The 25,100-nt window shown below is 71.3% G+C and carries 30 protein-coding genes; 20 read left to right on the forward strand and 10 right to left on the reverse strand.

All coding sequences use genetic code 11. The features are described from left to right. Positions 1–9: 9 nt before the first annotated feature. The 3 genes from HMPREF0063_RS05700 to HMPREF0063_RS05710 all read right to left on the reverse strand — a co-directional run bounded on the left by HMPREF0063_RS05700 (position 10) and on the right by HMPREF0063_RS05710 (position 3,579). On the reverse strand, positions 10–1,185 hold the full coding sequence (locus HMPREF0063_RS05700) for an IS481 family transposase (RefSeq protein ID WP_007077696.1): 1,176 nt from the start codon (positions 1,183–1,185) through the stop codon (positions 10–12). Between the two features lie 141 nt (positions 1,186–1,326). Next, positions 1,327–2,349 carry an alpha/beta hydrolase gene (locus HMPREF0063_RS05705; protein WP_040320576.1) on the reverse strand — a complete coding sequence of 341 codons (1,023 nt, stop codon included), beginning with the start codon at positions 2,347–2,349 and terminating at the stop codon, positions 1,327–1,329. Positions 2,350–2,532: 183 nt separating this feature from the next. Continuing rightward, positions 2,533–3,579 carry a GNAT family N-acetyltransferase gene (locus HMPREF0063_RS05710; protein ID WP_007077698.1) on the reverse strand — a complete coding sequence of 349 codons (1,047 nt, stop codon included), beginning with the start codon at positions 3,577–3,579 and terminating at the stop codon, positions 2,533–2,535. A 146-nt stretch (positions 3,580–3,725) separates the two neighbouring features. On the opposite strand from HMPREF0063_RS05710, the gene HMPREF0063_RS05715 reads away from it, so the two are divergent. The 7 genes from HMPREF0063_RS05715 to HMPREF0063_RS05745 all read left to right on the forward strand — a co-directional run bounded on the left by HMPREF0063_RS05715 (position 3,726) and on the right by HMPREF0063_RS05745 (position 9,585). After that, positions 3,726–4,454, forward strand: a complete 729-nt coding sequence (locus HMPREF0063_RS05715) for an amino acid ABC transporter ATP-binding protein (RefSeq protein WP_156794185.1) — start codon at positions 3,726–3,728, stop codon at positions 4,452–4,454. A 43-nt stretch (positions 4,455–4,497) separates the two neighbouring features. Continuing rightward, positions 4,498–5,379, forward strand: coding sequence for a glutamate ABC transporter substrate-binding protein (locus HMPREF0063_RS05720; RefSeq protein ID WP_007077700.1), 882 nt, complete (start codon positions 4,498–4,500; stop codon positions 5,377–5,379). Between the two features lie 72 nt (positions 5,380–5,451). Then, entirely contained in the window at positions 5,452–6,099 is a 648-nt protein-coding gene (locus tag HMPREF0063_RS05725; RefSeq protein ID WP_007077701.1) for an amino acid ABC transporter permease, read from the forward strand. Beyond that, on the forward strand, positions 6,096–6,938 hold the full coding sequence (locus tag HMPREF0063_RS05730; protein WP_040320577.1) for an amino acid ABC transporter permease: 843 nt from the start codon (positions 6,096–6,098) through the stop codon (positions 6,936–6,938). Before HMPREF0063_RS05725 ends, HMPREF0063_RS05730 begins: the two co-directional genes overlap by 4 nt. Positions 6,939–6,969: 31 nt before the next feature. Continuing rightward, a complete protein-coding gene (locus tag HMPREF0063_RS05735; RefSeq protein ID WP_007077703.1) occupies positions 6,970–7,749 on the forward strand; it encodes an inositol monophosphatase family protein in 780 nt (259 codons plus the stop codon). Continuing rightward, positions 7,746–8,327 (forward strand): LOG family protein, encoded by a 582-nt coding sequence (locus HMPREF0063_RS05740; protein ID WP_007077704.1) that lies wholly within the window; start codon positions 7,746–7,748, stop codon positions 8,325–8,327. Before HMPREF0063_RS05735 ends, HMPREF0063_RS05740 begins: the two co-directional genes overlap by 4 nt. Before the next feature lie 88 nt (positions 8,328–8,415). Further along, positions 8,416–9,585 (forward strand): glycosyltransferase family 4 protein, encoded by a 1,170-nt coding sequence (locus tag HMPREF0063_RS05745; protein ID WP_040320578.1) that lies wholly within the window; start codon positions 8,416–8,418, stop codon positions 9,583–9,585. Between the two features lie 2 nt (positions 9,586–9,587). On the opposite strand, the gene HMPREF0063_RS05750 is transcribed toward HMPREF0063_RS05745, so the two are convergent. Continuing rightward, complete coding sequence (locus HMPREF0063_RS05750) at positions 9,588–9,956, reverse strand: RNA-binding S4 domain-containing protein (RefSeq protein ID WP_007077706.1); 369 nt, start codon at positions 9,954–9,956, stop codon at positions 9,588–9,590. Between the two features lie 24 nt (positions 9,957–9,980). On the opposite strand from HMPREF0063_RS05750, the gene HMPREF0063_RS05755 reads away from it, so the two are divergent. Together HMPREF0063_RS05755 and HMPREF0063_RS05760 are read left to right on the forward strand one after the other, a co-directional pair. Continuing rightward, the gene (locus HMPREF0063_RS05755) at positions 9,981–10,211 is read left to right on the forward strand and encodes an RNA-binding S4 domain-containing protein (protein ID WP_007077707.1); all 231 of its coding nucleotides are present in this window, start codon (positions 9,981–9,983) and stop codon (positions 10,209–10,211) included. A 7-nt stretch (positions 10,212–10,218) separates the two neighbouring features. Then, positions 10,219–11,025: a spermidine synthase gene (locus HMPREF0063_RS05760; protein ID WP_007077708.1), complete on the forward strand. Its 807-nt coding sequence runs from the start codon at positions 10,219–10,221 to the stop codon at positions 11,023–11,025. 4 nt (positions 11,026–11,029) lie between these two features. On the opposite strand, the gene HMPREF0063_RS05765 is transcribed toward HMPREF0063_RS05760, so the two are convergent. Both HMPREF0063_RS05765 and rocD read right to left on the reverse strand, forming a co-directional pair. Further along, positions 11,030–11,452 carry a hypothetical protein gene (locus HMPREF0063_RS05765; protein WP_007077709.1) on the reverse strand — a complete coding sequence of 141 codons (423 nt, stop codon included), beginning with the start codon at positions 11,450–11,452 and terminating at the stop codon, positions 11,030–11,032. Positions 11,453–11,468: 16 nt separating this feature from the next. After that, positions 11,469–12,692: an ornithine--oxo-acid transaminase gene (rocD, locus tag HMPREF0063_RS05770; RefSeq protein ID WP_007077710.1), complete on the reverse strand. Its 1,224-nt coding sequence runs from the start codon at positions 12,690–12,692 to the stop codon at positions 11,469–11,471. A gap of 70 nt (positions 12,693–12,762) precedes the next feature. On the opposite strand from rocD, the gene HMPREF0063_RS15680 reads away from it, so the two are divergent. Genes HMPREF0063_RS15680 through HMPREF0063_RS05790 form a run of 4 tightly spaced genes read left to right on the forward strand, consistent with a single transcriptional unit; the run spans position 12,763 to position 16,481 of the window. Further along, complete coding sequence (locus tag HMPREF0063_RS15680) at positions 12,763–13,266, forward strand: hypothetical protein (protein ID WP_007077711.1); 504 nt, start codon at positions 12,763–12,765, stop codon at positions 13,264–13,266. A 38-nt stretch (positions 13,267–13,304) separates the two neighbouring features. Then, on the forward strand, positions 13,305–13,991 hold the full coding sequence (locus HMPREF0063_RS05780) for a YcnI family protein (protein ID WP_007077712.1): 687 nt from the start codon (positions 13,305–13,307) through the stop codon (positions 13,989–13,991). Further along, a complete protein-coding gene (locus HMPREF0063_RS05785) occupies positions 13,984–14,526 on the forward strand; it encodes a copper resistance CopC family protein (protein WP_007077713.1) in 543 nt (180 codons plus the stop codon). The genes HMPREF0063_RS05780 and HMPREF0063_RS05785 overlap by 8 nt, the downstream gene beginning before the upstream one ends. Continuing rightward, complete coding sequence (locus HMPREF0063_RS05790; RefSeq protein WP_007077714.1) at positions 14,523–16,481, forward strand: bifunctional copper resistance protein CopD/cytochrome c oxidase assembly protein; 1,959 nt, start codon at positions 14,523–14,525, stop codon at positions 16,479–16,481. The genes HMPREF0063_RS05785 and HMPREF0063_RS05790 overlap by 4 nt, the downstream gene beginning before the upstream one ends. Before the next feature lie 3 nt (positions 16,482–16,484). On the opposite strand, the gene HMPREF0063_RS05795 is transcribed toward HMPREF0063_RS05790, so the two are convergent. From HMPREF0063_RS05795 to HMPREF0063_RS05810, 4 genes are all read right to left on the reverse strand, one after another. Continuing rightward, positions 16,485–17,495, reverse strand: coding sequence for an ABC transporter ATP-binding protein (locus tag HMPREF0063_RS05795; RefSeq protein WP_007077715.1), 1,011 nt, complete (start codon positions 17,493–17,495; stop codon positions 16,485–16,487). After that, positions 17,492–18,901: an ABC transporter permease gene (locus tag HMPREF0063_RS05800; RefSeq protein ID WP_007077716.1), complete on the reverse strand. Its 1,410-nt coding sequence runs from the start codon at positions 18,899–18,901 to the stop codon at positions 17,492–17,494. Before HMPREF0063_RS05800 ends, HMPREF0063_RS05795 begins: the two co-directional genes overlap by 4 nt. A 125-nt stretch (positions 18,902–19,026) precedes the next feature. After that, on the reverse strand, positions 19,027–20,052 hold the full coding sequence (locus HMPREF0063_RS05805; protein ID WP_007077717.1) for an iron ABC transporter substrate-binding protein: 1,026 nt from the start codon (positions 20,050–20,052) through the stop codon (positions 19,027–19,029). A gap of 130 nt (positions 20,053–20,182) precedes the next feature. Beyond that, a complete protein-coding gene (locus HMPREF0063_RS05810) occupies positions 20,183–20,800 on the reverse strand; it encodes a superoxide dismutase (protein ID WP_007077718.1) in 618 nt (205 codons plus the stop codon). Between the two features lie 207 nt (positions 20,801–21,007). Here HMPREF0063_RS05810 and clsA point away from each other — a divergent pair, with 207 nt between their 5' ends. From clsA to ftsR, 7 genes are all read left to right on the forward strand, one after another. Then, positions 21,008–21,592 carry a cardiolipin synthase ClsA gene (gene clsA, locus HMPREF0063_RS05815; protein WP_007077719.1) on the forward strand — a complete coding sequence of 195 codons (585 nt, stop codon included), beginning with the start codon at positions 21,008–21,010 and terminating at the stop codon, positions 21,590–21,592. Between the two features lie 10 nt (positions 21,593–21,602). Continuing rightward, the gene (locus HMPREF0063_RS15685) at positions 21,603–22,412 is read left to right on the forward strand and encodes a DUF881 domain-containing protein (protein WP_007077720.1); all 810 of its coding nucleotides are present in this window, start codon (positions 21,603–21,605) and stop codon (positions 22,410–22,412) included. After that, entirely contained in the window at positions 22,409–22,741 is a 333-nt protein-coding gene (locus tag HMPREF0063_RS05825; protein WP_007077721.1) for a small basic family protein, read from the forward strand. Before HMPREF0063_RS15685 ends, HMPREF0063_RS05825 begins: the two co-directional genes overlap by 4 nt. Then, complete coding sequence (locus HMPREF0063_RS05830; RefSeq protein WP_007077722.1) at positions 22,734–23,453, forward strand: DUF881 domain-containing protein; 720 nt, start codon at positions 22,734–22,736, stop codon at positions 23,451–23,453. Before HMPREF0063_RS05825 ends, HMPREF0063_RS05830 begins: the two co-directional genes overlap by 8 nt. Positions 23,454–23,510: 57 nt before the next feature. Continuing rightward, a complete protein-coding gene (gene gcvH, locus HMPREF0063_RS05835) occupies positions 23,511–23,888 on the forward strand; it encodes a glycine cleavage system protein GcvH (protein ID WP_007077723.1) in 378 nt (125 codons plus the stop codon). 73 nt (positions 23,889–23,961) lie between these two features. Continuing rightward, complete coding sequence (locus HMPREF0063_RS05840; RefSeq protein WP_007077724.1) at positions 23,962–24,405, forward strand: FHA domain-containing protein; 444 nt, start codon at positions 23,962–23,964, stop codon at positions 24,403–24,405. Continuing rightward, positions 24,402–25,100: a transcriptional regulator FtsR gene (gene ftsR, locus HMPREF0063_RS05845; RefSeq protein WP_007077725.1), complete on the forward strand. Its 699-nt coding sequence runs from the start codon at positions 24,402–24,404 to the stop codon at positions 25,098–25,100. Before HMPREF0063_RS05840 ends, ftsR begins: the two co-directional genes overlap by 4 nt.

Below are 25,100 nucleotides of genomic sequence, written 5' to 3' on the forward strand. Positions count from 1 at the left end.
GGGTGTTTGTCATTGGGGGTCTTTTCGTTGGTAGTCCCGGCTGAGGTCGATGGTGAGTTCTCGTAGGAGTTCGCCGGTGGTGGCTGCGATGACGCGGACGTGCAGGTCGTGGATGAGCAGGATGACGTGGGTTCGGGCGTGGGGTCGGCCGATGCCGATGTGGCGGAGTTTTCCGTCGACGCGCAGGGTGACGCAGCCGGTCTTGTCGATGCGGTCGTGGCGGATTCGGGTGTGGGTGTCGGCGTCTCTGCTGGCTCCGGGCAGGGCTTTGGGCATGGTCTCGAACAGGGCCGCGGGGGTGGCTCGGTGCGGCAGTGATCGGTGGGGTCGGGTGGTGTTGTAGTCGGTGCGGAACCGGTCGATCAGGGTCTGCAGCTGGTCGATCGTGGCGGGCTGGTCGGGTTGCGCGCGGAGCCACTTCTTCAGGGTTTGCTGGAATCTCTCGACCTTGCCGCAGGTGGTGGGGTGGCCGGGTCGGGAGTTCTTCTGGATGACGTTCCAGTCGCGTAGTTGTTGCTCGAAGGAGTTGCGTCCGCCGCGGCGGCCGTGGCCGGCGAGTCGGACGGTGAAGACCATGCCGTTGTCGGTGAGCGTCGATGCTGGGATTCCGGCGGTTCTGATGGCTTCGCGGAACTGGTCGCGGACGATGATCGCGGTCACGGCGCGGTGGGCGGTGACGCGGATGGCTTTGCGGGTGCAGTCGTCCAGCCAGGTCAGGATCTCGACATCGGTGCCCGTAGTGAGCCGGTAGTGGGTGAAGTCGGATTGCCAGGTCTCGTTCGGCAGTGATGCTTCGAACCGGACGTAGGAGGACTTGGGGCGCTTCTTCGGTGCGGGGGTCACGAGTCCCGCGCGGAGCAGGTGGCGGCTGATCGTCGCGGCGGAGACGGTGAGTCCGTGGTGGTGGGTCAGGTGCCACCTGATGGTGTCGGGGCCGGCGTCGAGGCCGCGTCTGGCGAGGTCGTGGCGCAGGGCGATGATCAGTTGCACGACCTCCGGCGGGGTCGCGGTCGGTGAGGTCTTCGGCCGGCGGGAGCGGGGTTCGAACGCGGCCTCACCCTCGGCCTCGTAGCGGGCCTTGAGCTTGTAGACCCAGGAGCGGTGCACCCCGTAGCGGGCGGCGACCTCCGCAGGCGACTGGTGCTCGACGAACAACGCGGTGATGACCAGGCGAGCCTTCGACATCCTCGAGCATCGACCAGTAGGTGTCTCCTATGTCTTGAGAGATCTGTCTCCGATGTCCTGAACCAGCACACTGTCAGCCCGACGTTCAAGAACACAGCAGTCTCACCACGGAAACACCGCACGACAGTTGATCCGTCGAGGTCACCCGGGCCCTGTCCGCGCGGACCCGGGGAGGTTGCGGACGAAGGCATCGAGTCCGGTGAGGACGGCGGTGAAGCGCCAGGACCGGAACAGGTCGAAACCGTGCTGGGCTCCGGGCAGTTCGGCGTAGACGACCGCTTGGCGCGAATCGGCGCGCAGGTGCCGGACGAACTCGCGAGCCAGCTCGACCGGCACCCAGGAGTCGTGGTCGCCGTGCACCAAGAAGAACGGTGGAGCACTGGCTGCCCTCAGACGGAGAGGCGACGAGACCGGCCCGGCGGACCGATCTGCTCCGTCATACGGCCCGTAGTAGCCGTACAGTCCCACGGCGGCATCGATCCGGCTGGCGCCGCGATCCGGCTGGTCCTCCTGGGTCAGGGCGCAGAGCGCGGTCAGGTGAGCGCCGGCCGAGCTGCCCACCATGACGAGCGTGCCGGGGTCACCACCGTGGTCACCGGCGTGGGCATGGGCCCAGGTCACCACCGAACGGGCGTCGTCCAGATGATCGGCGATGCCAGCTCCCGGCCGCAGGCGATAGTCGGCACTGATGCACACCCAGCCCTCGGACGCGAAGTGGTGGAGCAGGGCACGTGCCTCCCAGTGCTTGCGCCCGGAGGAGTACCCGCCTCCGTGCAGGTAGACGAGGGTCCCCCTGACGGCCGCGCCTCGGCGACGGTAGACGTCCAGACGCTGGAGACGGTGCGGGCCGTAGGCGACGTTGCGCACCCGCCGCACGCTCCTCGGGCGGATCGGCAAGGGCGCGAGCAGCGGCCGCAGGAGCCTGACCCTGCTGGCGGTCGCTGCAGTGATTCCTGCGTCGGTCAGGGCACGACCCACCGCGGAACCCGCGCTGATGCCGCGCCGGGCCAGCTCCACGTGCCCGGTCAGGACGACCATGGTGAGCACTGACAGGACGAGGCCGGGCCCACCGACCAGATCACCCTCGACCCACGCCAGTCCCGCCGAGAGGATCAGGCAGAGCGAGGCGACCTGTGGCAGCTCGTTGATCACCACCGTGGTCATGTAGACAGTTCTGCCGAAGTGCCGGGTTCGGAAGAGAGCGGCCGCGGTGCAGAGGGCGAAGAGGCCAAGGGTCACGGCGAACCCGATCGGCATGAAGACCCCTCCGTCAGATGTACGACCGATGCTTCTACACCGGAGCGGGGCTGTCGACCCGCTCGGTGGATCGCCGCCCGGGCCACTGCCCTAGCCGTCGAGCGTCAGGTCCTTGAACCAGGAGTCGGTGACGTACTCGGTCGTCCACCCGAGCGAGAGGTAGAGCTGGTCGGCGGACGTGGGGGAGTCGTCGTCGACCTCCAGGCCGACCCGGTCGCGCCCGCGGCGGGCCGCGTCGGCGATCACCTCGCCGAGCAGCGACTTGGCCACGCCCCGGCCCCGTGCGTGCCGATTGACCCCGATGTACTCCACGTAGGTCCCCTCGGGACCTCCGTCCTTGCCCGGCAGCACGGAACAGACCACGGTGCCGGCGGGGACCGACTCCCCGTCTTCGTCGACGACGTACGCCAACCACCACTGGTCCCACCGGTGGCCGGGCTCCTCGCGCATCCGCTGGACGAACTCCGGGAACGACTCCCGATAGTTGTTGAAGTGGTCCTCGAAGGAGGTCTCCAGCATGTGGTGGACCGTCTGCAGGTCAGCGGCGACGGGCAGCCCGTTCTCGTGCTTCTCGACCGTCCGCACCAGCACGCCCTCCCGCGGCTCCAGGCCCGCGTCATCGGCGCTGACGGGCCGCTGCATGTGCAACCAGGTGCGGCGCTTGGTGTACCCGGCATCGCGCAGCCAGCCGGCCTGGCGCTCGTCACCACCGAAAGGACTCTCGTCGAGCCGGGTCTCGGCGGTGCCGCGGAGGCGGGCCATCAGCAGCGCCGCCTCCTCCGCCCAGGTGTAGAAGGCCTGTGCGATCTGGTCGACGACGTCGACGTCGCGGTCGAAGTACCCCCACACGAGGGCCCGGCCGGCCGCACGGTCGTGGACAGTGATCCATGCACGCGGCACGTCGTCCGGTCCGACGGCCACCAACTGCCTGCGGGTCCACGAGGCCTCGCCGGCCACCTCGTTCTCGATGCCCCGGGGGTCGACGTGCGCCTCTCCGGTGCCCTGGAGCTCGTCGATGTGGCGCAGCGCCACCAGCGCCTCGACGTCGCCGTGCGTGGGCGGGCGCGCCGTCCACGGTTCGGGCAGCCCGGGAAGTCGGGGCTCGGTCGGGGTGGCCTGCTCGTCGGCGGGAGTCATCCCAGCAGAGTTTTCCACGGACCGGTCCCGAGCGGGGACGAGGTCGGCAGATCGGCCCGGCCAGGTGTCGTTTCGGTTGCGACGGCCGGTGAGTCTTGCGGGTGACCCCCGCCACGCGTCTAGGTTGAGGCATGTCCGACACCCCGATGGTGGCCATGCACGGAGTGCAGAAGTTCTTCGGCTCCGTTCAGGCGCTCACCGACATCGAGCTGACCGTCGCCCCCGGGGAGGTCGTCGTCGTCATCGGTCCGTCCGGATCCGGCAAGTCGACGCTCTGCCGGACCATCAACCGGCTCGAGACGATCGACGAGGGCGTCATCGAGGTGAACGGGGTCCGGCTGCCCGAGGAGGGCAAGGCTCTCGCCGCCCTGCGCGCCGACGTGGGCATGGTGTTCCAGTCGTTCAACCTCTTCGCCCACAAGACGGTGCTGGAGAACGTGTCGCTCGGGCCGATCAAGGTCCGCGGTCAGAAGAAGGCCGACGCGGAGCGGCGCGCGCACGAGCTGCTCGAGCGGGTCGGGGTCGACGCGCACGCCCACAAGATGCCGGCCCAGCTCTCCGGCGGGCAGCAGCAACGCGTCGCCATCGCCCGGGCGCTGGCGATGGATCCCCAGGTCATGCTCTTCGACGAGCCCACCTCCGCCCTCGATCCCGAGATGATCAAGGAGGTCCTCGACACGATGACGGACCTGGCGAAGGGCGGCATGACGATGATCGTGGTCACCCACGAGATGGGCTTCGCCCGGACCGCGGCCGACCGGGTCGTCTTCATGGCCGACGGCCGCATCGTCGAGGAGAACACCCCCGAGGAGTTCTTCTCCCACCCGAGCTCGGACCGTGCCAAGGACTTCCTCGGAAAGATCCTGAAGCACTGAACCCCACCACCCACCACATCACCATCGAGGGGAAGGACGCACGATGAAGTTCACCACCACCACGCGTTGGGCGGCGATCGCCGCTGCCGCGTTGCTCACGATCAGTGCCTGCGGCGACGCCGGCAGCGACGACACCGGCTCGGAGGTCGAGGCCGAGGAGGTCTCGTTCGACGCCGGCACCCGCATGGCCGAGCTCAACGAACAGGGCACCGTGAAGATCGGTGTCAAGTTCGACCAGCCCGGCATCGGTTTCAAGGGTGCGACGCAGGACGTCCCGAGCGGCTTCGACCCCGAGATGGGCAAGATCCTCGCCTCGAAGCTCGGCATCGACTCGCAGGACATCGAGTGGGTCGAGACGATCTCGTCCAACCGTGAGCCCTTCCTGGAGAGCGGGACGGTCGACTTCGTGATCGCGTCCTACTCGATCACCGACGACCGCCGCACGATCGTCGGCCAGGCCGGCCCGTACTACGTGACCGGTCAGGCCCTCATGGTCGCCGCCGACGACGACAGCATCTCCGGTCCGGAGGACCTCGACGGCAAGATCGTCTGCTCGGTCACCGGCTCGACGTCGATCAAGACGGTGGAGGAGGAGTACGGCGCCCAGCCGGCCCCGTTCGACACCTACTCCGAGTGCACCGACCAGCTGCTGAACGGATCGGTCGACGCCGTCACCACCGACGCCGCGATCCTGCTCGGCTACGCGGCCGAGAACCCCGACCAGCTCAAGGTGGTCGGCGACCCGTTCTCGGAGGAGCGCTACGGCATCGGCTACGGGCTCGACCACCCCGAGCTGTGCGAGTTCATCAACGAGGTGCTGGAGGCTGCCTACGACGACGGCACCTGGGAGGACGCGTTCGACAACACCCTGGGCAAGGGTGGTGGCGAGGCCGGCACCCCGCCCGAGCTCGACGACTGTCCCTGACCGACCGGTGCGTGGGGGCGGGTCCGCCCGCCCCCACGCACCGATTCCCCCTGCTGTGACGGGAGCTGACGCGTGGACGTCCTGATCGACAACGTCGACCAGTTCTGGCTCGGCTTCACCGAGACGGTGAAGCTGCTGCTCGCCTCGAGCGCCCTGGCCCTCGTGGTCGGCGTGCTCATCGGTGTCGCCCGGGTCAGTCCGGTGTCGGTGCTGCGCCGGCTGGGCTCGGTGTACGTGGTGCTGTTCCGCAACACCCCGCTGCTGGTCCTGATCCTCCTGACCTACTACGGCCTGCCCCGCGTCGGGATCGACTTCGGCTTCTTCGGCAACATCACCCTGGCGATGGGCGTGTACACCGCCGCCTTCGTGTGCGAGGCGATCCGCTCGGGCATCAACGGGGTGCCGATCGGTCAGGCGGAGGCGGCCCGGGCCATCGGCATGCCGTTCGCCACCACGATGTCGCAGGTCGTGCTGCCGCAGGCGGTGCGGCTGGTCGTCCCGCCGATGGCCAGCGTGTTCATCGCGCTCACCAAGAACACCTCGCTGGCGGCCACCTTCGGGATCGCCGAGGCGACCTTCCGGATGAACGGCATGCTGCGCGACAACGCCTCGGAGCGGGTCATGATCTTCGTCGGGTTCGCCGCCGGGTACATCGTCATCGTCGCGATCATCTCGGCCGCAGCTGCGGCGCTCGAGCGGCGATGGGCGGTGACCCGATGACCGAGGCGAGCGTCCTGTTCGACGCGCCCGGGCCGCGTGCTCTGCGCACCTACCGCATCCTGTCGATCGTCACGGTCGTGGCGCTCGTCGCGCTCGCGGTCGTCGTGTACTGGCGGATGGAGACCACGGGCCAGCTGGACTACGACCTGTGGGAGCCGTTCGTCACCCCGGCCTACCTCGAGGTCATCGGCCGGTCCCTGCTGGAGACCCTGCGGGCGGCAGGTCTGGCCATCGTGGGTGCGCTGCTCTTCGGGGTGGTGTTCGCCGCCGGGAAGCTGTCGGACCACCGCGTCGTCCGATGGCCGTGCTGGGTGGTGGTGGAGTTCTTCCGGGCCGTGCCGCTGCTGATGCTGATCTTCTTCGTGTGGTCGCTGTACGGCTTCAGCACCAACATCATCGCGCCGCTCGTGGTGGGTCTGATCCTGTACAACGGCTCGGTGCTGGCCGAGACGTTCCGGGCCGGCATGAACGCGGTCCCGACCGGTCAGGTCGAGGCGGCCTACGCCCTGGGCCTGCGCAAGAACGCCGTCATGCGCATCGTCCAGCTGCCGCAGGCGATCAAGATCATGCTCCCGGCGCTGGTCAGCCAGTGCATCGTCGCGCTCAAGGACACCAGCCTCGGCTACTACATCGTCGCCCCGGGGCTCACCTACGCGGGCCGCCAGATCTGGAACGAGTTCGGCAACCGGCTGCAGACCGCGCTGGTGCTCGCCGCGATCTACATCGTGCTGAACCTGCTGCTGTCGTTGTTCGCCACCTGGCTGCAGAAGCGACTCAGCAGCAAGGAGGGGGCGGCCGTGGCTGCGATCGGTGGACCGGGGGCCCAGGGAGGGTTCTGACGCCGGGTCGCGAGGGCACTAGGTTGGAGTCGTGACGGTCGACGACGACGCCCTGCTCGCCCACGCCCTGGTCACGGATGCGGCCGCCCTGGCCGCCCGGATGCGCCGCGAGCCCGGTCTGGAGATCAACCGCAAGACGTCGGTGTCCGACGTGGTCACGGCCGCCGACCACGCGGCCGAGGACCTCGTGGTGCGGCGGCTGGTGGAGGCGCACCCGGACGACGCGATCCTGGGGGAGGAGGGCGCTTCGCACACCGGCACGACGGGTCGACGCTGGGTCATCGACCCGGTCGACGGCACCTACAACTTCGCCAGCGGCTCGGACTACTGGTGCTCGGCCCTGGCCCTGCTCGACGGTGACGACCTGGTGCTCGGCGCGGTGGCCCACCACGGGAGCGGCACCGTCGTCGTCGGGGGCCCCGAGCTGCCGACCACGGTCAACGGCACCCCGGTCGACCTGCTGGACGCGGCGGCCGACCTCTCGCACCTGAGCGCGGCCACCTACCTGCACCCCGCCGGGGTGCAGCGGGACGAGATCCGTGAGCCGTTCCTGCGGGCGGCCGCGCGGCCGGCGACGATCCGGATGCTGGGGTCGGGGTCGATGGACCTCGTGGGTGTCGCCACCGGACGGCTCGGGTGCTGGTTCCAGCACACGACCCCGGAGTGGGACTGGTACCCGGGGGCCGCCATCGTGCAGGGGGCCGGCGGCGTGGCCCGCCAGGTGGTCGCCCACGGCGTCACGTGGTCGGTCGCCGGACCGGCCGAGGCGGTCGGCGAGCTCGCCCGGTCGCTCGAGGGAGCCGGGTCGTGAGCCCCGGCAGCGTCACCGTCTTCTGTGGGTCGCGGTTCGGTGACGACCCCGCGTACCTCGAGGCGGCGCGGACGACGGGCCGGACGCTGGCAGAGCGCGGCATCACGACGGTCTACGGCGGGGGACGGGTCGGACTCATGGGAGCGCTCGCCGACGCCGCGCTCGAGGCCGGGGGTCGCGTGGTCGGGGTCATCCCCCGAGCGCTCGACGATCGCGAGCTGACCCACCGGGGCGTCACCGAGCTGCACGTCGTGGACTCCATGCACGCCCGCAAGGCCCTGATGGCCGAGCGGGGCGAGGCCTTCCTGGCCCTGCCCGGTGGCGCCGGGACGATCGAGGAGATCACCGAGCAGTGGACGTGGGCCCAGCTCTCGATCCACGCCAAGCGATGCGGACTGCTGGACGTCGGCGGCTTCTGGCAGCCGTTCCGTGCGACGGTCGAGCAGATGGTGCGGGCCGGCTTCGTCAGCCCCGAGCACGCGACGATCCTCAGCTTCGGGGACGACCTGGACGACCTGCTGGACCGGCTGGCCGCGCCGGCCGGCTGGGGCCTCAAGGAGGGCGACCTCCGGGCGTGAGGTGACTCACGGTCCGCGCACCCTCCGTTGGGCGACACGTCACCCGCGCGTCGCCGACCGGACAGGTGGGTGCGCCAGCGTCGTGGTCATGAGGATCGCCATCGTTGCCGAATCGTTCCTGCCCCAGACCAACGGCGTCGTCAACTCCGTGCTGCACGTGCTCGAGCACCTGCAACGGAGAGGTGACGAGGTCGTCGTGATCGTCCCCGACGCCGCCGGGGACGTCCCCAGCGAGGTCTTCGGTGCCCGGGTCGTCACCGTGCCGGCCTGGTCGCTGCCGATGTACTCCGACGTGCGGGTCGCCACCGGCGGGGCGGGACGCCTGGTGCGGCTGCTGGGCGAGTTCGGGCCCGACGTCGTCCACCTCGCCTCCCCGTTCGTGCTCGGGTGGCGAGCCACCCTCGCGGCCCGCGAGCTGGGCATCCCGATCGTGGCGGTCTACCAGACCGACGTGCCGAGCTACGCCGCCGGCTACGGGATGCCCTGGGCCGAGAAGCTGTTCTGGCGCCGCGTGTGCGACATCCACGACCGCGCCACCGTCACCCTCGCGCCCTCGACCTCGGCCGTCGCCGCGTTGGAGGCGCACGGCGTCGAACGGATCGCGGTGTGGCGTCGAGGCGTCGACACCGACCTGTTCACGCCCGACCGCCGCGACCTCGCCCTGCGGCAGCAGCTGGCGCCGTCGGGGGAGCGACTGATCGGTTTCGTCGGGCGCCTCGCCCCCGAGAAGCAGGTCGCCGACCTCGCGGCCCTCGACGGGCTCCCGGGCACCCGGCTGGTCGTCATCGGGGACGGGCCGGAGCGCAGTCGACTCGAGGGCCTGCTGCCCGGGGCCCACTTCACCGGGATGCTCCACGGAGCAGACCTCGCCCGCCACATGGCCGCCCTCGACGTCCTGGTCAACCCGGGGGAGACCGAGACGTTCTGCCAGGTCGTGCAGGAGGGTCTGGCGTCGGGGGTTCCGGTCGTCGCGGTCGCCAAGGGCGGGCCGGTCGACCTGGTCGACGAGAGCCGCACCGGCTGGTTGTACGCGCCCGGTGACCTCGCCGGGATGCGGGCCCGGGTGCTCGACCTGGTGGGTGACGAGTCGAAGCGTCGCGCCTTCGGCGTGGCTGCCCGCCGGTCGGTGATGGGCCGGCGGTGGTCGGCCCTCTGCGGTGAGCTGGTGGGTCACTACTCCGCCGCGGTCGCCGTCGACCAGCCCGAGGAACCGTTCCCGCTCGGCCTCCTGCGTCGGAGGGACCGCGCACGCCGTTGAGGTCAGCGGCCGCGCAGCCGGTCGATCGCGCGGCGATCACGTTTGGTCGGACGCCCGGCCCCGGGATCGCGGCGGGGGGCGATCGGCCGTTCGGCCTTCGGCGGTGGCGGTGGGGAGTGGTCGGTGAAGCACCCTGCGGCCACGGGGGCGCCGACCCGCTTGGCGATGAGTCGCGTCACCACGACCACCCGGGGTCCGCCGGGCGTCGTGGCCTCGACCCGGTCGCCCACCCGCAACGGCTGCGCGGGCTTGGCTCGATGACCGTTGACATGGACGTGCCCGCCCTTGCAGGCGGCCGTGGCGGCGGCACGGCTCGAGAACAGGCGGACGGCCCACACCCAGGCGTCGGTACGCACCGTGCTGGTCTCCATGTGACCAGACTCTAGGCTGGCCCGATGACCGACGACACCGAGACCGTGAGCATCACCGGCGACATGATCCGTCTCGGACAGCTGTTGAAGTTCGCCGACGTGGCGGAGTCGGGAGCGCAGGCCGCAGCCATCATCGGCAGTGGCGACGTGTCGGTCGACGGTGAGACCGAGACCCGGCGGGGGCGCCAGCTGACCCGGGGAGCCGTGGTGCAGATCGACCTCCCCGGCGGGCCCCGCCGGCTGCGGGTGGGCTGATCGCGGGGTGCGCGGCGTCGAGCTCGTCCCTGACCGGGCGAGGCCGGGCGGGTGGACCCTGCGGGTCGACGGCACGGAGCAGTCCTACGTCGTCCTCGACGACCCCCTGCACCTGGAGTTCGAGTACGTCCGCCGCATGGCCGACGTGCTCGACGTGATCGAGACGCCGGACCGGCTGCGGGTCGTGCACGTCGGAGGAGCGGCGATGACCCTGCCGCGCTACGTGGCAGCGACGCGCCCCGGCACGGCCCAGGTCGTGCTGGAGCCCGATGAGGAGCTCACCGACCTGGTGCGCGCGCGGCTGCCCCTGCCGGACCGCAGCGGCATCAAGGTGCGTCCGGTCGGCGGCCGGGCCGGGATCGCCGCGATGCGCGACGACTGGGCCGACGTGGTCGTGCTCGACGCCTTCGACGGCGCGCAGGTCCCGGCCGAGCTGGTCACCCGTGAGTTCCTCGCCGACGTGGCGCGCGTGCTGGTGGGTGGGGGACTGGTGCTGCTCAACCTGGCCGACCGGGCGCCGTTCCCCTGGCTCAGGCGGGTGCTGGCCGGGGTGGGCGAGGAGTTCGGGACCGTGGTGGCGAGCGGCGAACCGGCGACGTTGAAGGGCCGCCGGTCCGGCAACGTCCTGCTGGTCGCGTCGACCGCCGCGGTGCCGTGGCGCGACCTGGCCCGCCGGGCGGCCGGCGCGCCGCTGCCGTACCGGGTCCTCGACCCGCGCGAGACGCGCGACCGGTTCGGCGGCGGCACCGCCTTCAGCGACGCCGACACCGCCCCGTCGCCGGCGCCGCCCGGTGGTGCGGCCCACTTCGGATGAGCGGTCAGGAGAGCCGGGACCGCCAGCCGTCCAGGTCGGTGACGTCGAAGGCTGCAGCGTCACCCTGGCCGCCGGAGTCCCAGGTGACGAGCAACAGGTCGTGCTCGACCGTCCGGCCGAGGAAGTGCCGGGTGGAGGTGACCGACGTGATCTGCGCGCGGTCGACCAGCACCTGGCGCTCCGGCCACACCTGGACGAAGGCCAGCTGATCCGGTCCCACCGCGAGGGTGCCGGGGCCGGGGCTCTGGTGCCGGCCCTGGGAGGCGATGCCGAACAGGGCCGCGGCACCGCTGTGGGTGGGACGCACGGCGGCGACCCGCTCACGGTGCCTCCGGCGGACGCCCCGTACCCGGAAGGCCCCGATGAGCCCCACCGTCACGATGCCCACGGCGACGCCGCTGACGACGATGAGCAGCAGGTCGATCACGGTGGTGCCCCGGCCGTCAGGCCTGCAGCGCGGCGGCCAGCGCGTCGACCGCCCGGTCGATCTCGTCACGGGAGATGACCAGCGGGGGAGCCATGCGCAAGGTGCGTTCGTGGGTCTCCTTGCAGAGCACGCCCTGGTCGCGCAGGGCCATCGACACCTCCCGACCGGTGCGGTACATCGGGTCGATGTCGACGCCCGCCCACAGGCCGCGGCCGCGGACGGCGGCCACCCCGTGGCCGACCAGCTCGCCGAGCCGGGCATGCAGGTGGGCGCCCAGCTCGGTGGACCTGGCCTGGAACTCGCCGGTCGCCAGCAGGTCGACCACGGCGTGGCCGACAGCGGCCGCGACGGGGTACCCGCCGAAGGTGGATCCGTGCTGGCCGGGCTTCAGCACCCCCAGCACGTCTCCGCGACCGACGACGGCCGACACGGGGATGATCCCGCCACCGAGGGCCTTGCCGAGCGTGTAGAGGTCCGCGCGGACCCCTTCGTGGTCGAGGGCGAACAAGGTGCCGGTGCGGGCCAGCCCCGACTGGATCTCGTCGGCGATCATCAGCACGTCGTTCTCGGTGCACGTGGCGCGCACGTCGGCCCAGAACCCGGCCGGCGGCACGACGACCCCCGCCTCGCCCTGGATGGGCTCCATGAGGACCGCCGCGGTGTTGGGGCCGATCGCGTCCCGCACCGCCTGGGCGTCGCCGTACGGAACGGTGACGAAGCCGGGAGTGAACGGGCCGTAGTTGTCGTGGGCCGCCGGGTCGTCGGAGAACGAGACGATCGTGGTCGTCCGGCCGTGGAAGTTGCCCGCGGCGACGATGATCTCGGCGGCGTCGAAGGCGACGCCCTTGACCTCGTAGGCCCACTTGCGGGCGACCTTGATGGCCGACTCCACCGCCTCGGCACCGGTGTTCATGGTGAGCACCGTGTCGGTGCCGGTCAGCGCGGCGAGGTCGCGGCAGAAGGCGCCGTACCGGTCGTTGTGGAACGCGCGCGAGGTGAGGGTCAGGCGGTCGAGCTGCTCGTGCGCGGCCCGGATCAGGTCGGGGTGACGGTGCCCGAAGTTCAGCGCGGAGTACCCGGAGAGGAAGTCGAGGTACCGGCGGCCTTCCACGTCGGTCACCCACGCGCCCTCGCCGCTGCTGATGACGACCGGGAGCGGGTGGTAGTTGTGCGCGCCCCACGCGTCGTCGAGCTCGATCACGGACGCGGTGGTCAGGTCGGTACGCAGGTCGGTGGCCATGTGCTCCACCCTACGGACCGACGGTGGCCCGGGGCGTCGGGGACGTTCGCAGGCTTCGTAGGATGACCCGGTGAGCTCCCCGACCGCGGTGCCCCTGCGCCTGGCCCGCACCGCCGGTGCGGCGTCGGTGTGCACCGCCACCGCGGTGCTGGCTCACGGGTCCGCCGGTGGCGGCGTGAGCCCCTCGGCAGCCGCGGTCGTGTTCCTGGCGGCCGCCGCCGTGACCTGGTCGCTGGCTCGTCGCCGGCTCACGACCGGGCAGCTGGTGGGTCTGCTGGTCCTCGCGCAGGCGGGACTGCACGTCGTCGCGACCGACCACGTGGCCGGCTCCTCGGCGGCGATGCTCGCCACCCACGTGGTCGCCACCGCCGTCAGCGCCGTCGTGCTGCGCCGGGGCGAGTCCTTCGCCTGGTCGCTCGTCACCCGTCTCGCCCCGGGGCTCGTCCTGACCCTCCGGCTCCCCGAGGTCACCGCCACCCCCGCCGCCGCGGTCCCCTTCTCCGGCCTCTGCGGCGAGGGCTTGTCCCGATTGTTCGACCGCGGCATGAGAGGTCCTCCGGTGCGGTTCGTCTGACGCGAACCCCCTGACATCTCTCATCCGAAGGACATCCTGTGAAACGAAACACCTCGCGGCTGCGCGCTGCGCTCATCACCCCCGTCGTGGCTGCCACGGCCCTGCTGCTGGCGGCCGTCCCGGCCGGGGCCCACGTGTCGGTCTCGTCGACCGACGCCAGTCCCGGCGGGTTCGGCAAGGTCACGTTCCGCGTGCCCAACGAGTCCGACACCGCCGCCACGACGAAGCTGGTCGTGACCCTGCCCGCCGACGCCCCGTTCGCCTTCGTCACCGCCGGCGCCAAGCCCGGTTGGACGGTCGAGACCGAGGTCGAGACCCTCGACGAGCCGGTCGAGGTCGGTGACTTCACGGTCTCCGAGGCGATCCGCACCATCACGTGGACCGCCACCGGCGAGGGCATCGGCGTCGGTCAGTTCGACGAATTCGCCCTGTCGGGCGGCCCGTTCCCCGACGCCGACCGGATCACCTTCACCGCCGAGCAGACCTACGCCGACGGTGAGATCGCCGACTGGGCCGAGGTCGCGGACGAGGGCGAGGACGAGCCGCAGTACCCGGCGCCCGTCCTCGCGCTCGCGGCCGCCGAGACCGCGGACGACGTCGACACGGCGTCCGCGGACACCGGGGACGCCTCCGACACCGCCTCCCGGGCGTTGGCGGGCGTCGCCGTGCTCGTCGCTCTGGGAGCGCTGCTGGTCGCGGTCCGGCAGAATCGACACCGTGCCTGATCAACGACAGCCGGTCCGAGCACGAGCAGCGTGGGTGCTGCTCGTGCTCGGACTCGTCGCGCCGTTGGCGCTCACGACGCTCCCGGCCGAGGCCCATGCCGGCCTGGTCTCGTCGGACCCCGCGGACGGCTCGAGCCTGACCGAGGCGCCCGACGAGGTCACCGTCTCGTTCAACGAGAACGTCGCCCGACCGGCGTTCCTGGCCCTGACCGCGCCCGACGGCACCGCCGTGGACCTCGGTGAGCCCCGGATCGTCGACGCCACCGTCACCGCCGACGTGCCCGACCTCCCGCTGCGAGGCAGCTATGCGCTGTCGTACCGGGTCGTGTCGGCCGACGGGCACCCCGTCGAGGGCACGGTGACGTTCGAGCTGCTCACCGGCGCCGAGCCCGCGGCTGGCGCGGCTGCCCCCGTCTCGGAGGAGTCCTACCTGCACCGGCACCGCGGACACATCGCGTGGGGTGCGGGAGCAGCCGCCGTGGCCGTGGGACTCATCGCCTGGCCCCTGGTCCGTCGCCGCGAGGACGCCAGGTGACCGCGACCCGGGTCCGTCTGACGACCGCAGGACTGCTGCTGGGCCTGGGTGCGATGGTGGTCGTGCTGTCGGTCGGCGGTGGCTCACCCCAGGACGCACCGCAGGGCATCCCCGACGCCGGTTCCGTGGTCGGTTGGGGCGTTCCGCTCCTCACGATCCTGACGCAGGCGACAGCGGTCGCCACGATCGGCTTCCTCCTGGCTGCGGTCTTCCTGCTGCCGGGCGGCAGGAACGTGGTCGAAGGTCTCGCCGTCGACGCCGTGGGTCTGGCCCGTCGCGCCGCCGGGGTGTGGGCCGTCGCGTCCTTCGTGCTGCTGGTCCTCACCGCCGCCGAGGTGTTCGCCCGGCCCCTCTCGGGTCTCAGCTGGCCGGTCATCACCGGCTTCGCCGCCGACCCGACCGGCCGGGGGATCTGGCTGCAGGGGATCGGCGCCCTGGTGCTGGCCGTGGCGCTGCGGTGGACGATCGGCGTCCGCACCCTCGCCCTGCTGCTCGGGCTCGCCTTCGCGACGACCGCTCCGGTCGCCTTCACCGGGCACTCCGCCTCCAGCGGCTCGCACACCCTCGCGACCACCAGCATGTTCCTGCACATCGTGGGCATCGCCGCCTGGGTCGGAGGACTCGCGGCGCTCGCGTGGGTCAACGCCCGCGGCAGCAAGCGCACCGGGCCCGCGGTCGCCCGGTACTCCGTGCTGGCCGCCTGGGCCTTCGCGGCGGTCGGCCTGTCCGGGGTCGTGAACGCCTCGACCCGGTTCCGCACCCTCGAGGAGGTCCTCACCAGCACCTACGGCGCGCTGGTGATCGTGAAGATCCTGCTGTTCACGGCCCTGGGGGTGTTCGGCTGGCTGCACCGCCGTCGGCTGCAGCGTTCCGGCGCCGGCTTCGCGCGGCTCGCCACCGGCGAGCTGTTGCTGATGGCCACGACCATCGGCGTGTCGATCGGCCTCGCCCGCACCGCGCCTCCGGTGGGCGCGATCCTGCAGACGCCGGCCGAGGAGCTGTTGGGCGGTCCGATGCCTCCCGCGCCGTCGGTCGGGCAGTTCCTGACGAGCGTCAACGGCAACGGGGTGGGCATCGCGATCGTGGTGCTCGGTGTCGCTCTCTACGTGCGGGGCGTCATGGTGCTGCGCCGCCGGGGCGACGGGTGGCCGGTGGGCCGGTCGGTGGCGTGGGGACTGGGCATGCTGGTCATCGCGTGGGCGACGTTCGGCGGACTCGGCACGTACTCCCACGTGTTCTTCAGCGCGCACATGGTCAGTCACATGCTGCTGTCGATGGTCGCGCCGATCTTCCTCGTGCTCGCGGCACCGATGACCCTCGCCCTGCGGACGCTGCCCGGGCCGCGTCAGCCCGGCGAGGTGTCGCCGCGCTCGATGCTCGTCGGCTTCCTGCACTCGCGCTGGTCGCGAGCCGTGACCCACCCGCTGGTCCCGCCGGTCCTGTTCATCGGCAGCCTCTACGGGCTGTACTTCACCCCGGCGTTCGGGTGGCTGATGTCCAACCACCTCGGACACGCGGCGATGGAGCTGCACTTCCTCGGCGTCGGCACCCTGTTCTACTACGTCCTGGTCGGTGTCGATCCCTCGCCGAGAGCCCTGGCCCCGTTCGTGCGGTTCGCCCTGCTGATCGTGACCGTCCCGTTCCACGCGTTCTTCTCGATCGCGATCATGTCGGCCTCGACCGTGCTGGCTGCTTCCTACTGGCAGACCATCGACCGTCCCTACTCCACCGACCTGCTCGACGACCAGTACCTCGGCGGCAGCGTCTCGTGGGCGCTCGGGGAGGTGCCGTTGCTGCTGGTCCTCATCGCGCTGTTCGTGCAGTGGATCCGCAGCGACGTCCGCGACGCGCGCCGGCTCGACCGCGCGGCCGACCGGGACGACGATGCTGCGCTGGAGGCGTACAACGCCCACCTCAGGGACCTCGCGGCCCACGGGCGCCGCCGGGACCCCTAGAGGTCAGTCCGGCACCGACCAGACCGTGCCGCGGGCGCTGACCCGGACCGTGTCGTCCGGGCGCGGGGGCGGGCCGTGGTGCCGCACCAGCAGGTCCTGCCCCGTCCCGAGGTGCACCTGGACCAGGGAGCTGTCACCGCGGAACTCCACGCCTCGGACCCGTGCATCGGCGCCGTGGTCCCCGAGGGTGAGCTGTTCCGGTCGCAGGACCACCCGGTGGCCGCGCACGGGGCCGTCCACGCCGATCGGCCCCAGCACCGTGTGGGCCACGTCGGCCTCGATCCGGGCGTCGAGCACGATCGCGTCGCCGACGAAGGCGGCCACCCAGGCGTCCGCGGGCCGGGTGTAGACCTCGCGCGGGGTGGCCTGCTGCAGGATCACGCCGTCGCGCATCACGGCGACGTCGTCGGCCAACGAGAGCGCCTCGCCCTGGTCGTGGGTGACCAGGACCGCGGTGGCACCCTCCAGACGGATCAGGTCCCGGACGTCGCGCCTGACCACCTCACGCAGGTGGGCGTCGAGGGCCGAGAACGGCTCGTCGAGCAGGACGAACGCCGGCCGCGGAGCCAGCGCCCGGGCCACGGCGACCCGCTGCTGCTGTCCGCCCGACAGCTCGTGCGGGTACCGGTCGCCCAGGTCCTGCAGGCCCACCAGCTGCAGCATCTCGGCGGTCCGGGAGGCCCGGCCCGGGTCGTGGGCCAGACCGTAGGCCACGTTGGCGGCGACGGTGAGGTGGGGGAACAGGGCCCCGTCCTGCGGCACGATGGTGATGCGCCGGCGCTCCGGGGGCACGACCCGTCGCCCGTCGTCGACGAGCCGGTCCCCGACGCTGACCATGCCAGAGGTTGCACGGTGGAACCCGGCCACGACCCTCAGCAGGGTGCTCTTGCCGCAGCCGCTGGGTCCGAGCACGGCCGTGAGGCAGCCCCGGCCGACCTTGAGGTCGACGCCGTGCAGGACGGCGTTGGAGCCGTAGGAGGCGTGCAGGCCGCTGACGGTGAGGTCGGACGTCATCGGGGTCCCTCCCAGGCCTGGGGTCGCGACAGCCAGAAGGCCGGCAGGGCGGCCAGCACCAGCAGGGCCAGAGCATAGGGCGCAGCGGCGCCGTAGGCCGAGGCGTTGGTGCGGCTCCAGATCTCGGTGGCCAGCGTCTCGTAGCCGGTCGGACGGAGGATGAGCGTCGCCGGCAGCTCCTTCATGGCCGTCAGCATGACGAGCAGCGCCCCGGCGGCGATGCCGGGGGAGGCGAGCCGCCAGGTGGTGGACCGTTGGGCGGCGACCGGGCCGCGCCCCAACGACCGCGCGGTCAGGGCCAGCTGGGGGGACACCAACGAGATCGAACCGCGGGTGGCGCCGATCGCCTTGGGCAGGAACAGCACGGCGTAGGCGAAGACGAGGACCGCGGTGGTCTGGTAGAGGTCGGGCACGATCCGTAGCGAGAAGTAGACGAGCGACAGGGCGACCACGATGCCGGGCAGCGCGTGTCCGGTGTAGCCGCCGGTCTCGACCGCCGCGACGGCGCGGCCGCGGTACCGGGCCGCCAGTGCACCGATGGGGATGGCCAGGAGCAGCACCACCAGCGCGGCCGCGGCCGACACGCCCACGGTGCCGACGACGGCTGCGACCAGCTCGTCCCACTGCAGGGACCGGGAGGTGCCCTCGCCGAGACGCCGGAACAGTGCGACCACGGGGACCACCAGGGCGATCACCGGGAGGACGAACATTCCCGCCATCACGGGTGCGGCCCACCGGCCGGGGTCGATCGGCTCAGGCGGACGCCGGACGCCCGATCCGGTCCGCCACCGTTCGCCCCGGCCACGCAGGCGTCTCTCCCCGGCGACCAGCGTCAGGGCGATGACGGCGAGCATCAGGGCCAGGACGACGGCGCTGTCACGACCGATGAACGACTCGTACTGGCGCTGGATCGCGAAGGTGAAGACCGGGAAGCGGAACATCGACACGGCACCGAAGTCCGACAGGACGTAGAGCGCGACGAGCAGGGTTCCGGCACCGGCGGCGGGCGCCAGCTGGGGGAGGGTCGCGGTGCGCCACGCCTCGGTCGGGCCGCGGCCGAGCGACCGGGCGACCTCCGCCGGAGCGGGATCGGCGCTGCGCAGAGCAGCGGCGACCGGGAGGGTGACGTACGGCGTGCTGACCGCGGTGAGGATGAGCCACGACGGCACGAAGCCGCTCCACCCGGGAAAGGTGGCGAGCCACCCGTAGGCCGACACGTACGACGGGACGGCCAGCGGCAGGGCGGCCAGCATCAGCCATGCGGCTCCGCCCGGGAGGCGCAGGCGGGTGGTGGCCCAGGCCGTCGCCATCCCGATGACGAGGCAGGAGGCGCACACGGCGGCGGTGAGGCCCAGGCTGCGGACGACGAGGGAGAGGGTCCGGCCACGCCAGACCGTGTCGGCCACGTCCGACCAGCCGACGTCGATGCCCCGGACCAGCAGGTACCACAGCGGGACCGACGCGACGAGAGCCCCCGCCCCCGCTGCGAGCAGCAGGGGGAGCGGGGGTCGCGTCGTGGCCGGCGGGGTACTCAGAGCAGTCCGGCCCCTTCGATCATGGTGACCGTGGCGGCGAGGTCCGCCAGGTCGGACAGGTCGATGTCCGGTCCTTCCAGGTCCTGCAGCGGCGGCAGTCCCTCCGGCGCGGCGACGCCCGGCACGAGCGGGTACTCGAAGGTGTTCTCGACGAAGTACGCCTGTCCGGTCTCGGAGATCAGGTACTCGACGAACGCCAGCGCGTCCGGGTCGTCGGAGAGGACACCGGCGCCGGTGACGTTGACCAGGGCGCCCGGGTCGCCCGGGTCGGCGAACTTCAGCTGCGCGCGCATGTTCTCGGCACCGACCTCGTCGGCGGCCCGGAACCAGTAGTAGTGGTTGATCAGGCCGATGTCGAGGGCGCCGTCGTCGACGGCGGTGAGGGTCGCGACGTTGTTCTCGTACTCCTGCAGGTCGTTGCTCTCCATGCCCTCGAGCCAGGCGCGGGCGGCGTCGTCGCCCTCGGCCACGCGGTACGCCGTGACGAAGGCCTGGAAGCTCGCGTTGCCGGGCGGGAACCCGACCCGGCCGCTCCACTCGGGCTCGGCGAACGTCGCGACGGTGCCGGGGACCTCGTCGGCGGAGAGCTCCTCGCCGTCGTAGGCGATGACGCGGGCGCGGCCGGTGATGCCGACCCAGGAGCCGTCGGTCGAGGTGAACTCGGGGAGCACCGCGCCGGTGATGTCGGCGGGCAGCTCGCGCAGGAGTCCCTCGTCGGCCAGGGCGCCGAGCGCGCCCGCGTCCTGCGACAGGAAGACGTCGGCCGGGGTGCGGTCACCCTCGTCGATCAGCGTCGCGGCGTGCTCGGTGGTGCCGGCGTAGCGGGCCTCGACCTGGATGCCGGTCTCCTCGGTGAACTGCTCGATGAGCGGCGACACCAGCTCCTCGTCACGGCCGACGTAGACCACCAGGGCATCGCCGGACGCGGTGTCGTCGGGGTCCGATCCGCAGGCGGTCAGCACCAGCAGGCTGCTCGTCAGGACGAGGGCGGATCGCAGGAGGCGGGGACGTGCGGAGGTCATGAAACTCCTCGGGTCGGGCGTGCTTAGGCGAGGCGAGCCTAACATCGGAGTCGCGGCCGGGCAGACCACGGCCGGTGCGCGGACGGACCGAGGGGTCCGCCGGGCACCGGCCGGGTCGGGCGGGGGTGGATCAGAAGATGATGGATCCGCCGGTCGTCGCCGCGGTGAACCGCTCCTGGGCGTCGGCCCAGTTGACGATGTTCCACCACGCCTTGACGTAGTCGCCCTTGACGTTGAGGTAGTCGAGGTAGAAGGCGTGCTCCCACATGTCGAGCTGGGTGATCGGGATCAGCGTCGCCGGGATGTTGGCCTGCTGGTCGTAGAGCTGGACGACGAGGAGCTTCTGTCCGAGCGAGTCCCAGGCGAGGATCGCCCAGCCGGACCCCTGGATCGTCAGGGCCACCTGCTCGAAGTGGGCCCGGAACGCGTCGTACGAGCCGAAGTTCTCGTCGATCGCCGCGGCCAGCTCCCCGGTGGGCTTGTCGCCGCCGTCGGGGGAGAGGTTCTTCCAGAAGATCGAGTGGTTGATGTGGCCGCCGAGGTTGAACGCGAGGTTCTTCTCGATGCCGGCGATCGCGCCGTAGTTCTCGGTCGCGCGGGCCTCCTCGAGCTTCTCCAGGGCCGTGTTGAGCCCACCGACGTAGTTCTGGTGGTGCTTGGAGTGGTGCAGCTCCATGATCTTGCCGGAGATGTGGGGGTCCAGATCGCCGTAGTCGTAGTTGAGCTCGGGCAGGGTGTAGTCGGCCACGTGTCCTCCTCGGGTTCGGGCCACGCTGGGCCCGGGGATGTGCTGACGTCCGTTCTCCTCCATCTTGGCACTCGGCGCCGTGAGAGCAAGGCCACCCCCGTCGCGACTCACGATCCGGACCCCGTGCGGGCGGTCCCGATGACCTAGGCTGACCGTGGACGGTGTGCCGGTCGGCGGCATGCGCACTCGGTAGAGGAATGAGGCACCGTGGCGACGACGGGCGAGGACCGGGTCTTCACGATCCCCAACCTCCTCAGCTTCGTCCGGCTGCTGCTCGTCCCGGTGTTCCTGTGGCTGGTCCTCGGCCCGGAGGCCGACGAGCTGGCGCTCGTGGTGCTGGTCGTCTCCGGCATCACCGACTACCTCGACGGCAAGCTGGCGCGGAGCCTCGGTCAGACCTCCAAGATCGGCGCCATCCTCGACCCGGTGGCCGACCGGTTGTACATCCTGGCCGTGGTCGTCGGCCTCGGGCTGCGCGAGATCATCCCCTGGTGGTTGGCCGTCGCCCTGCCGCTGCGCGACGTCTTCCTGTTCAGCCTCGTACCGTTCCTGCGCACCCGCGGCTACAGCTCGCTGCCGGTGCACTTCCTGGGCAAGGCGGCCACGGCCGGCCTGCTGTACGCCTTCCCGCTGCTGCTCCTGGGGGACGGGTCGGGCACGGTCGCCGACCTCGCCAACGTCTTCGGCTGGGCGTTCGCGATCTGGGGCGTGGGTCTGTACTGGTGGGGAGGCGTGCTCTACGCGTTCCAGGTCCGCAAGCTGCTCGCCAGCACCGAGCGCGTGGCCGGCTGAGCGGGTCGCCATGGCCACCTCCCGCAGCGACGACCCGGTCGAGCCGCGCACCCCGTACAGCCAGGAGTCCGTCGGCCTGCTCGACCAGATCGCCGAGCGTGCTCTCGACGACGACTACTACCTCGTCCGTGACGGTCGCTACTCCCGGTCGCGCACCGTCAACGGGTTCGGGACGGCCGTGGTGGTCACGGTGTTCGCCCTCATGGTCACCATCACCGCCGTGCAGAACTACCGCGACCGGCCCGCCAGCGAGGCGACCCGCGAGACCTTGATCGCCGACGTGCGGGCTCGGCAGGCCCAGCTGGAGACGCGGGAGGCGCAGGCTGCGGCGCTGTCGGCGGAGGTCGAGGACCTGCAGGCCGCCGACGACACCACCGAGACCGGCCAGCGGGCCCGGCTCCTCACCGGGGCGTCGGAGGTGACCGGCCCCGGGATCGTCATCTCGATCGATCCCGGCGACGGCGACGTCAGCGATGCCGAGCTGCGCGGCGTGGTCAACACGCTGTGGGCGGTGGGGGCGGAGGCCGTCGCGCTCAACGGCCAGCGCATCGGTGCCCTGACCTCGATCCGTTCCGCCGGCGGCACCCTGACCGTCAACTTCCGCTCCGTCGGTCCGCCCTACACGATCGAGGCGATCGGTGCCTCCGACACGCTCGCCGAACGTTTCCTCGACAGCGGTGAGGGTCGGTACTGGGAACGCCGCGAGCTGGGTGGCACGCTGGTCTTCGGGTTGTCGCCTGCCGACGACCTGCGGCTGGATGCCGCGCCCGTCAGTCGGACCACGGTCTCGGTGGCCGCAGTGGAAGGAGGCGCCCCATGATCCCGGTCATCGGCCTCGTCGTCGGCGTCACGGCCGGCCTGCTGCTGCAGCCCACGGTGCCGCTCGCGCTGCAGCCGTACCTGCCCATCGCGATCATCGCGGCGCTCGACGCCGTCGTGGGGGCCGTACGGGCCCTGGGCGAGAAGCGGTTCGACGACCGCGTGTTCGTCATCTCCTTCATCTCCAACGTGGTGATCGCCGCACTCATCGTCTTCCTCGGTGACCAGCTGGGGGTCGGGTCGCAGCTCTCGACGGGTGTGGTCGTCGTCCTCGGCATCCGGATCTTCGCCAACGCCGCCGCCATCCGGAGGAGGATCTTCCGTGCCTGAGGTCGAGGAGCATCCAGTGGGAGGGGCGGCACGGCGGCGCCCGATCGCCCGACAGGTCTTGGTCGCGGTCCTGCTGGGCACCTTCGCCTTCGCCCTGACCGTCCAGGTCCGTCAGGACGACGGAGAGGCCTTCTCCTCGGTGCGAGGGGTCGAGCTGGTGGAGCTGCTCAAGTCCCTGGAGGCGGCCAACAGCCGGTTGGGGGAGCAGATCGGCGAGCTGAGCCAGACCCGCAGCGACCTGTTGTCCTCCACCGACCAGTCGGCGACGGCCGAGGCGGAGGCCCGGCGGCGCAGCGAGGAGCTCTCGATCCTGGCCGGCCGGGTGGGCGCCACCGGGCCCGGGGTGCGGATCACCGTGGCGGACCCGTCCGGCACCGTCGACGCCGGACTGCTGCTCGACACCGTGCAGGAGCTGAGGGATGCCGGCGCCGAGGTGATCGTCATCAATGGCACCGCCCGTGTCGTCGCGCAGACCTGGTTCGGCGACGACACCGACGGCGTGCGCGTCGGTGGTCGTCTCGTCGAGCGTCCGTTCGTCATCGAGGCCATCGGCGATGCCGAGACGATGGCGTCGGCGCTGCAGATCCGCGGGGGGATCGCCGACCGGTTCGCCGGCCGCGACGCCCGGCTCGCGGTCCGCCTGGTCGAATCGGTCACCATCACCGCATTGGTCGACCCGGTGACCCCCGAGTACGCTCGTCCGGGGTCGTGACCTGCGACCCGGACGCGCCCTGACCGCGTCCCTGACGCCCGTGGCCGAGGAGCAGCCGTGATCCCCGAGGACCTGTACTACAGCGAAGAGCACGAGTGGGTGCGCGTCGACGACGACGTCGTCACCATCGGGATCACCGACTACGCCCAGGACGCCCTGGGCGACATCGTCTACGTCGAGCTGCCCGCGGTCGGCGACGTCCTCCAGGAAGGCGCCGTCGTGGGCGAGCTGGAGTCCACGAAGTCCGTCAGCGACATCTTCTGCCCCGTGGCCGGCGAGGTGATCGCCCGCAACGACGCGCTCGACGGAGGGCCGGAGGTCATCAACTCCGACCCCTACGGCGAGGGGTGGTTGCTGAAGCTGCGGGTCACCGACGACGACCCGACGGCCGGCCTCCTGACGGCCGAGCGCTACACCGCCATCACGTCGGCGTAGTCATCGTCCGCAGACCTCCCGGAGTGTTAGGTTGGACCCATCGCCCGTCCGAGCCGACCAGGAGTGATCAGGGATGTCCTCGCCTGCTGACGAGTCCGGCGTCTCCGGGCCGATGAGCGACCACACGTCGCACATCCCCGTCGTCGACCACGACACCGAGGAGATGAGCGCCACCGACATCTCCGCGGTCGAGAACCTGCCCGCCGGCAGCGCCATGCTGCTGGTGCAGCGTGGTCCCGACGCCGGCGCGAGGTTCCTGCTCGACTCCGACGACATCTCGGTCGGACGGCATCCCGACAGCGCGATCTTCCTCGACGACATCAGCGTCTCGCGTCGGCACGCGGTCTTCCGCCGCACCGACGTGGGGTTCACCGTCGCCGACCTCGGCAGCCTCAACGGCACCTACGTCAACCGCGACCGGATCGACGGCGACGTCGTCCTGTCCGGTGGCGACGAGGTCCAGTTCGGCAAGTACCGCCTCATCTACTTCGCAGGGGCCCTGCGAGGCGGCGCATGACCGAGCCGATGCCCGAGATCGCGCGTCTGGGCATCGGCAAGGTGCTCGACGAGATGCGGGTCGAGTTCCCTGATCTCACCATCACCAAGATCCGGTACCTGGAGTCCGAGGGGCTCCTGGAGCCCGAACGCACCTCCTCGGGGTACCGCAAGTTCTCGTTCGCCGACGTCGAGCGTCTGCGCTTCATCCTGCGCCAGCAGCGGGATGCCTTCTGGCCGCTGAGCCACATCCGCGAGGTCCTCGACGACATGGACAACGGCCGGGTCCCCTCGGCCGGACGCTGGTCGCCGAGCGTGGCCCTCGCGGCCGACGACCTGCCCGACGCCGCCACCTTCTCCGAGAAGCCCAGCCAGGTCCGGCTGACGCGCGCCGACCTGCTCGAGGCGGCCGGCATCGACGGCGACGTCCTCGACGAGCTCGAGGCGCACGGGGTCATCGAGCGCCGACCGAACCAGACGTACTACGACGGTGACGACCTCGCCGTGGCCAACCTGGCGGGGGAGTTCGCCCAGCTGGGGGTCGAACCCCGTCATCTCCGGCCGTTCCGGGCGGCCGCGACCCGTGAGGTCAGCCTGATCCGTCAGGTCCTGGACCCACGCGCAGGCGACGACGCACAACGGGTCACCGCCGACCTCGCGGCGCTGTCGGTGCGCCTGCACACCCTGCTGGTGCGACACGGACTGCAGGGTCGCTGA

The organism is Aeromicrobium marinum DSM 15272, from assembly GCF_000160775.2.
GTDB classification, from domain to species: domain Bacteria; phylum Actinomycetota; class Actinomycetes; order Propionibacteriales; family Nocardioidaceae; genus Aeromicrobium; species Aeromicrobium marinum.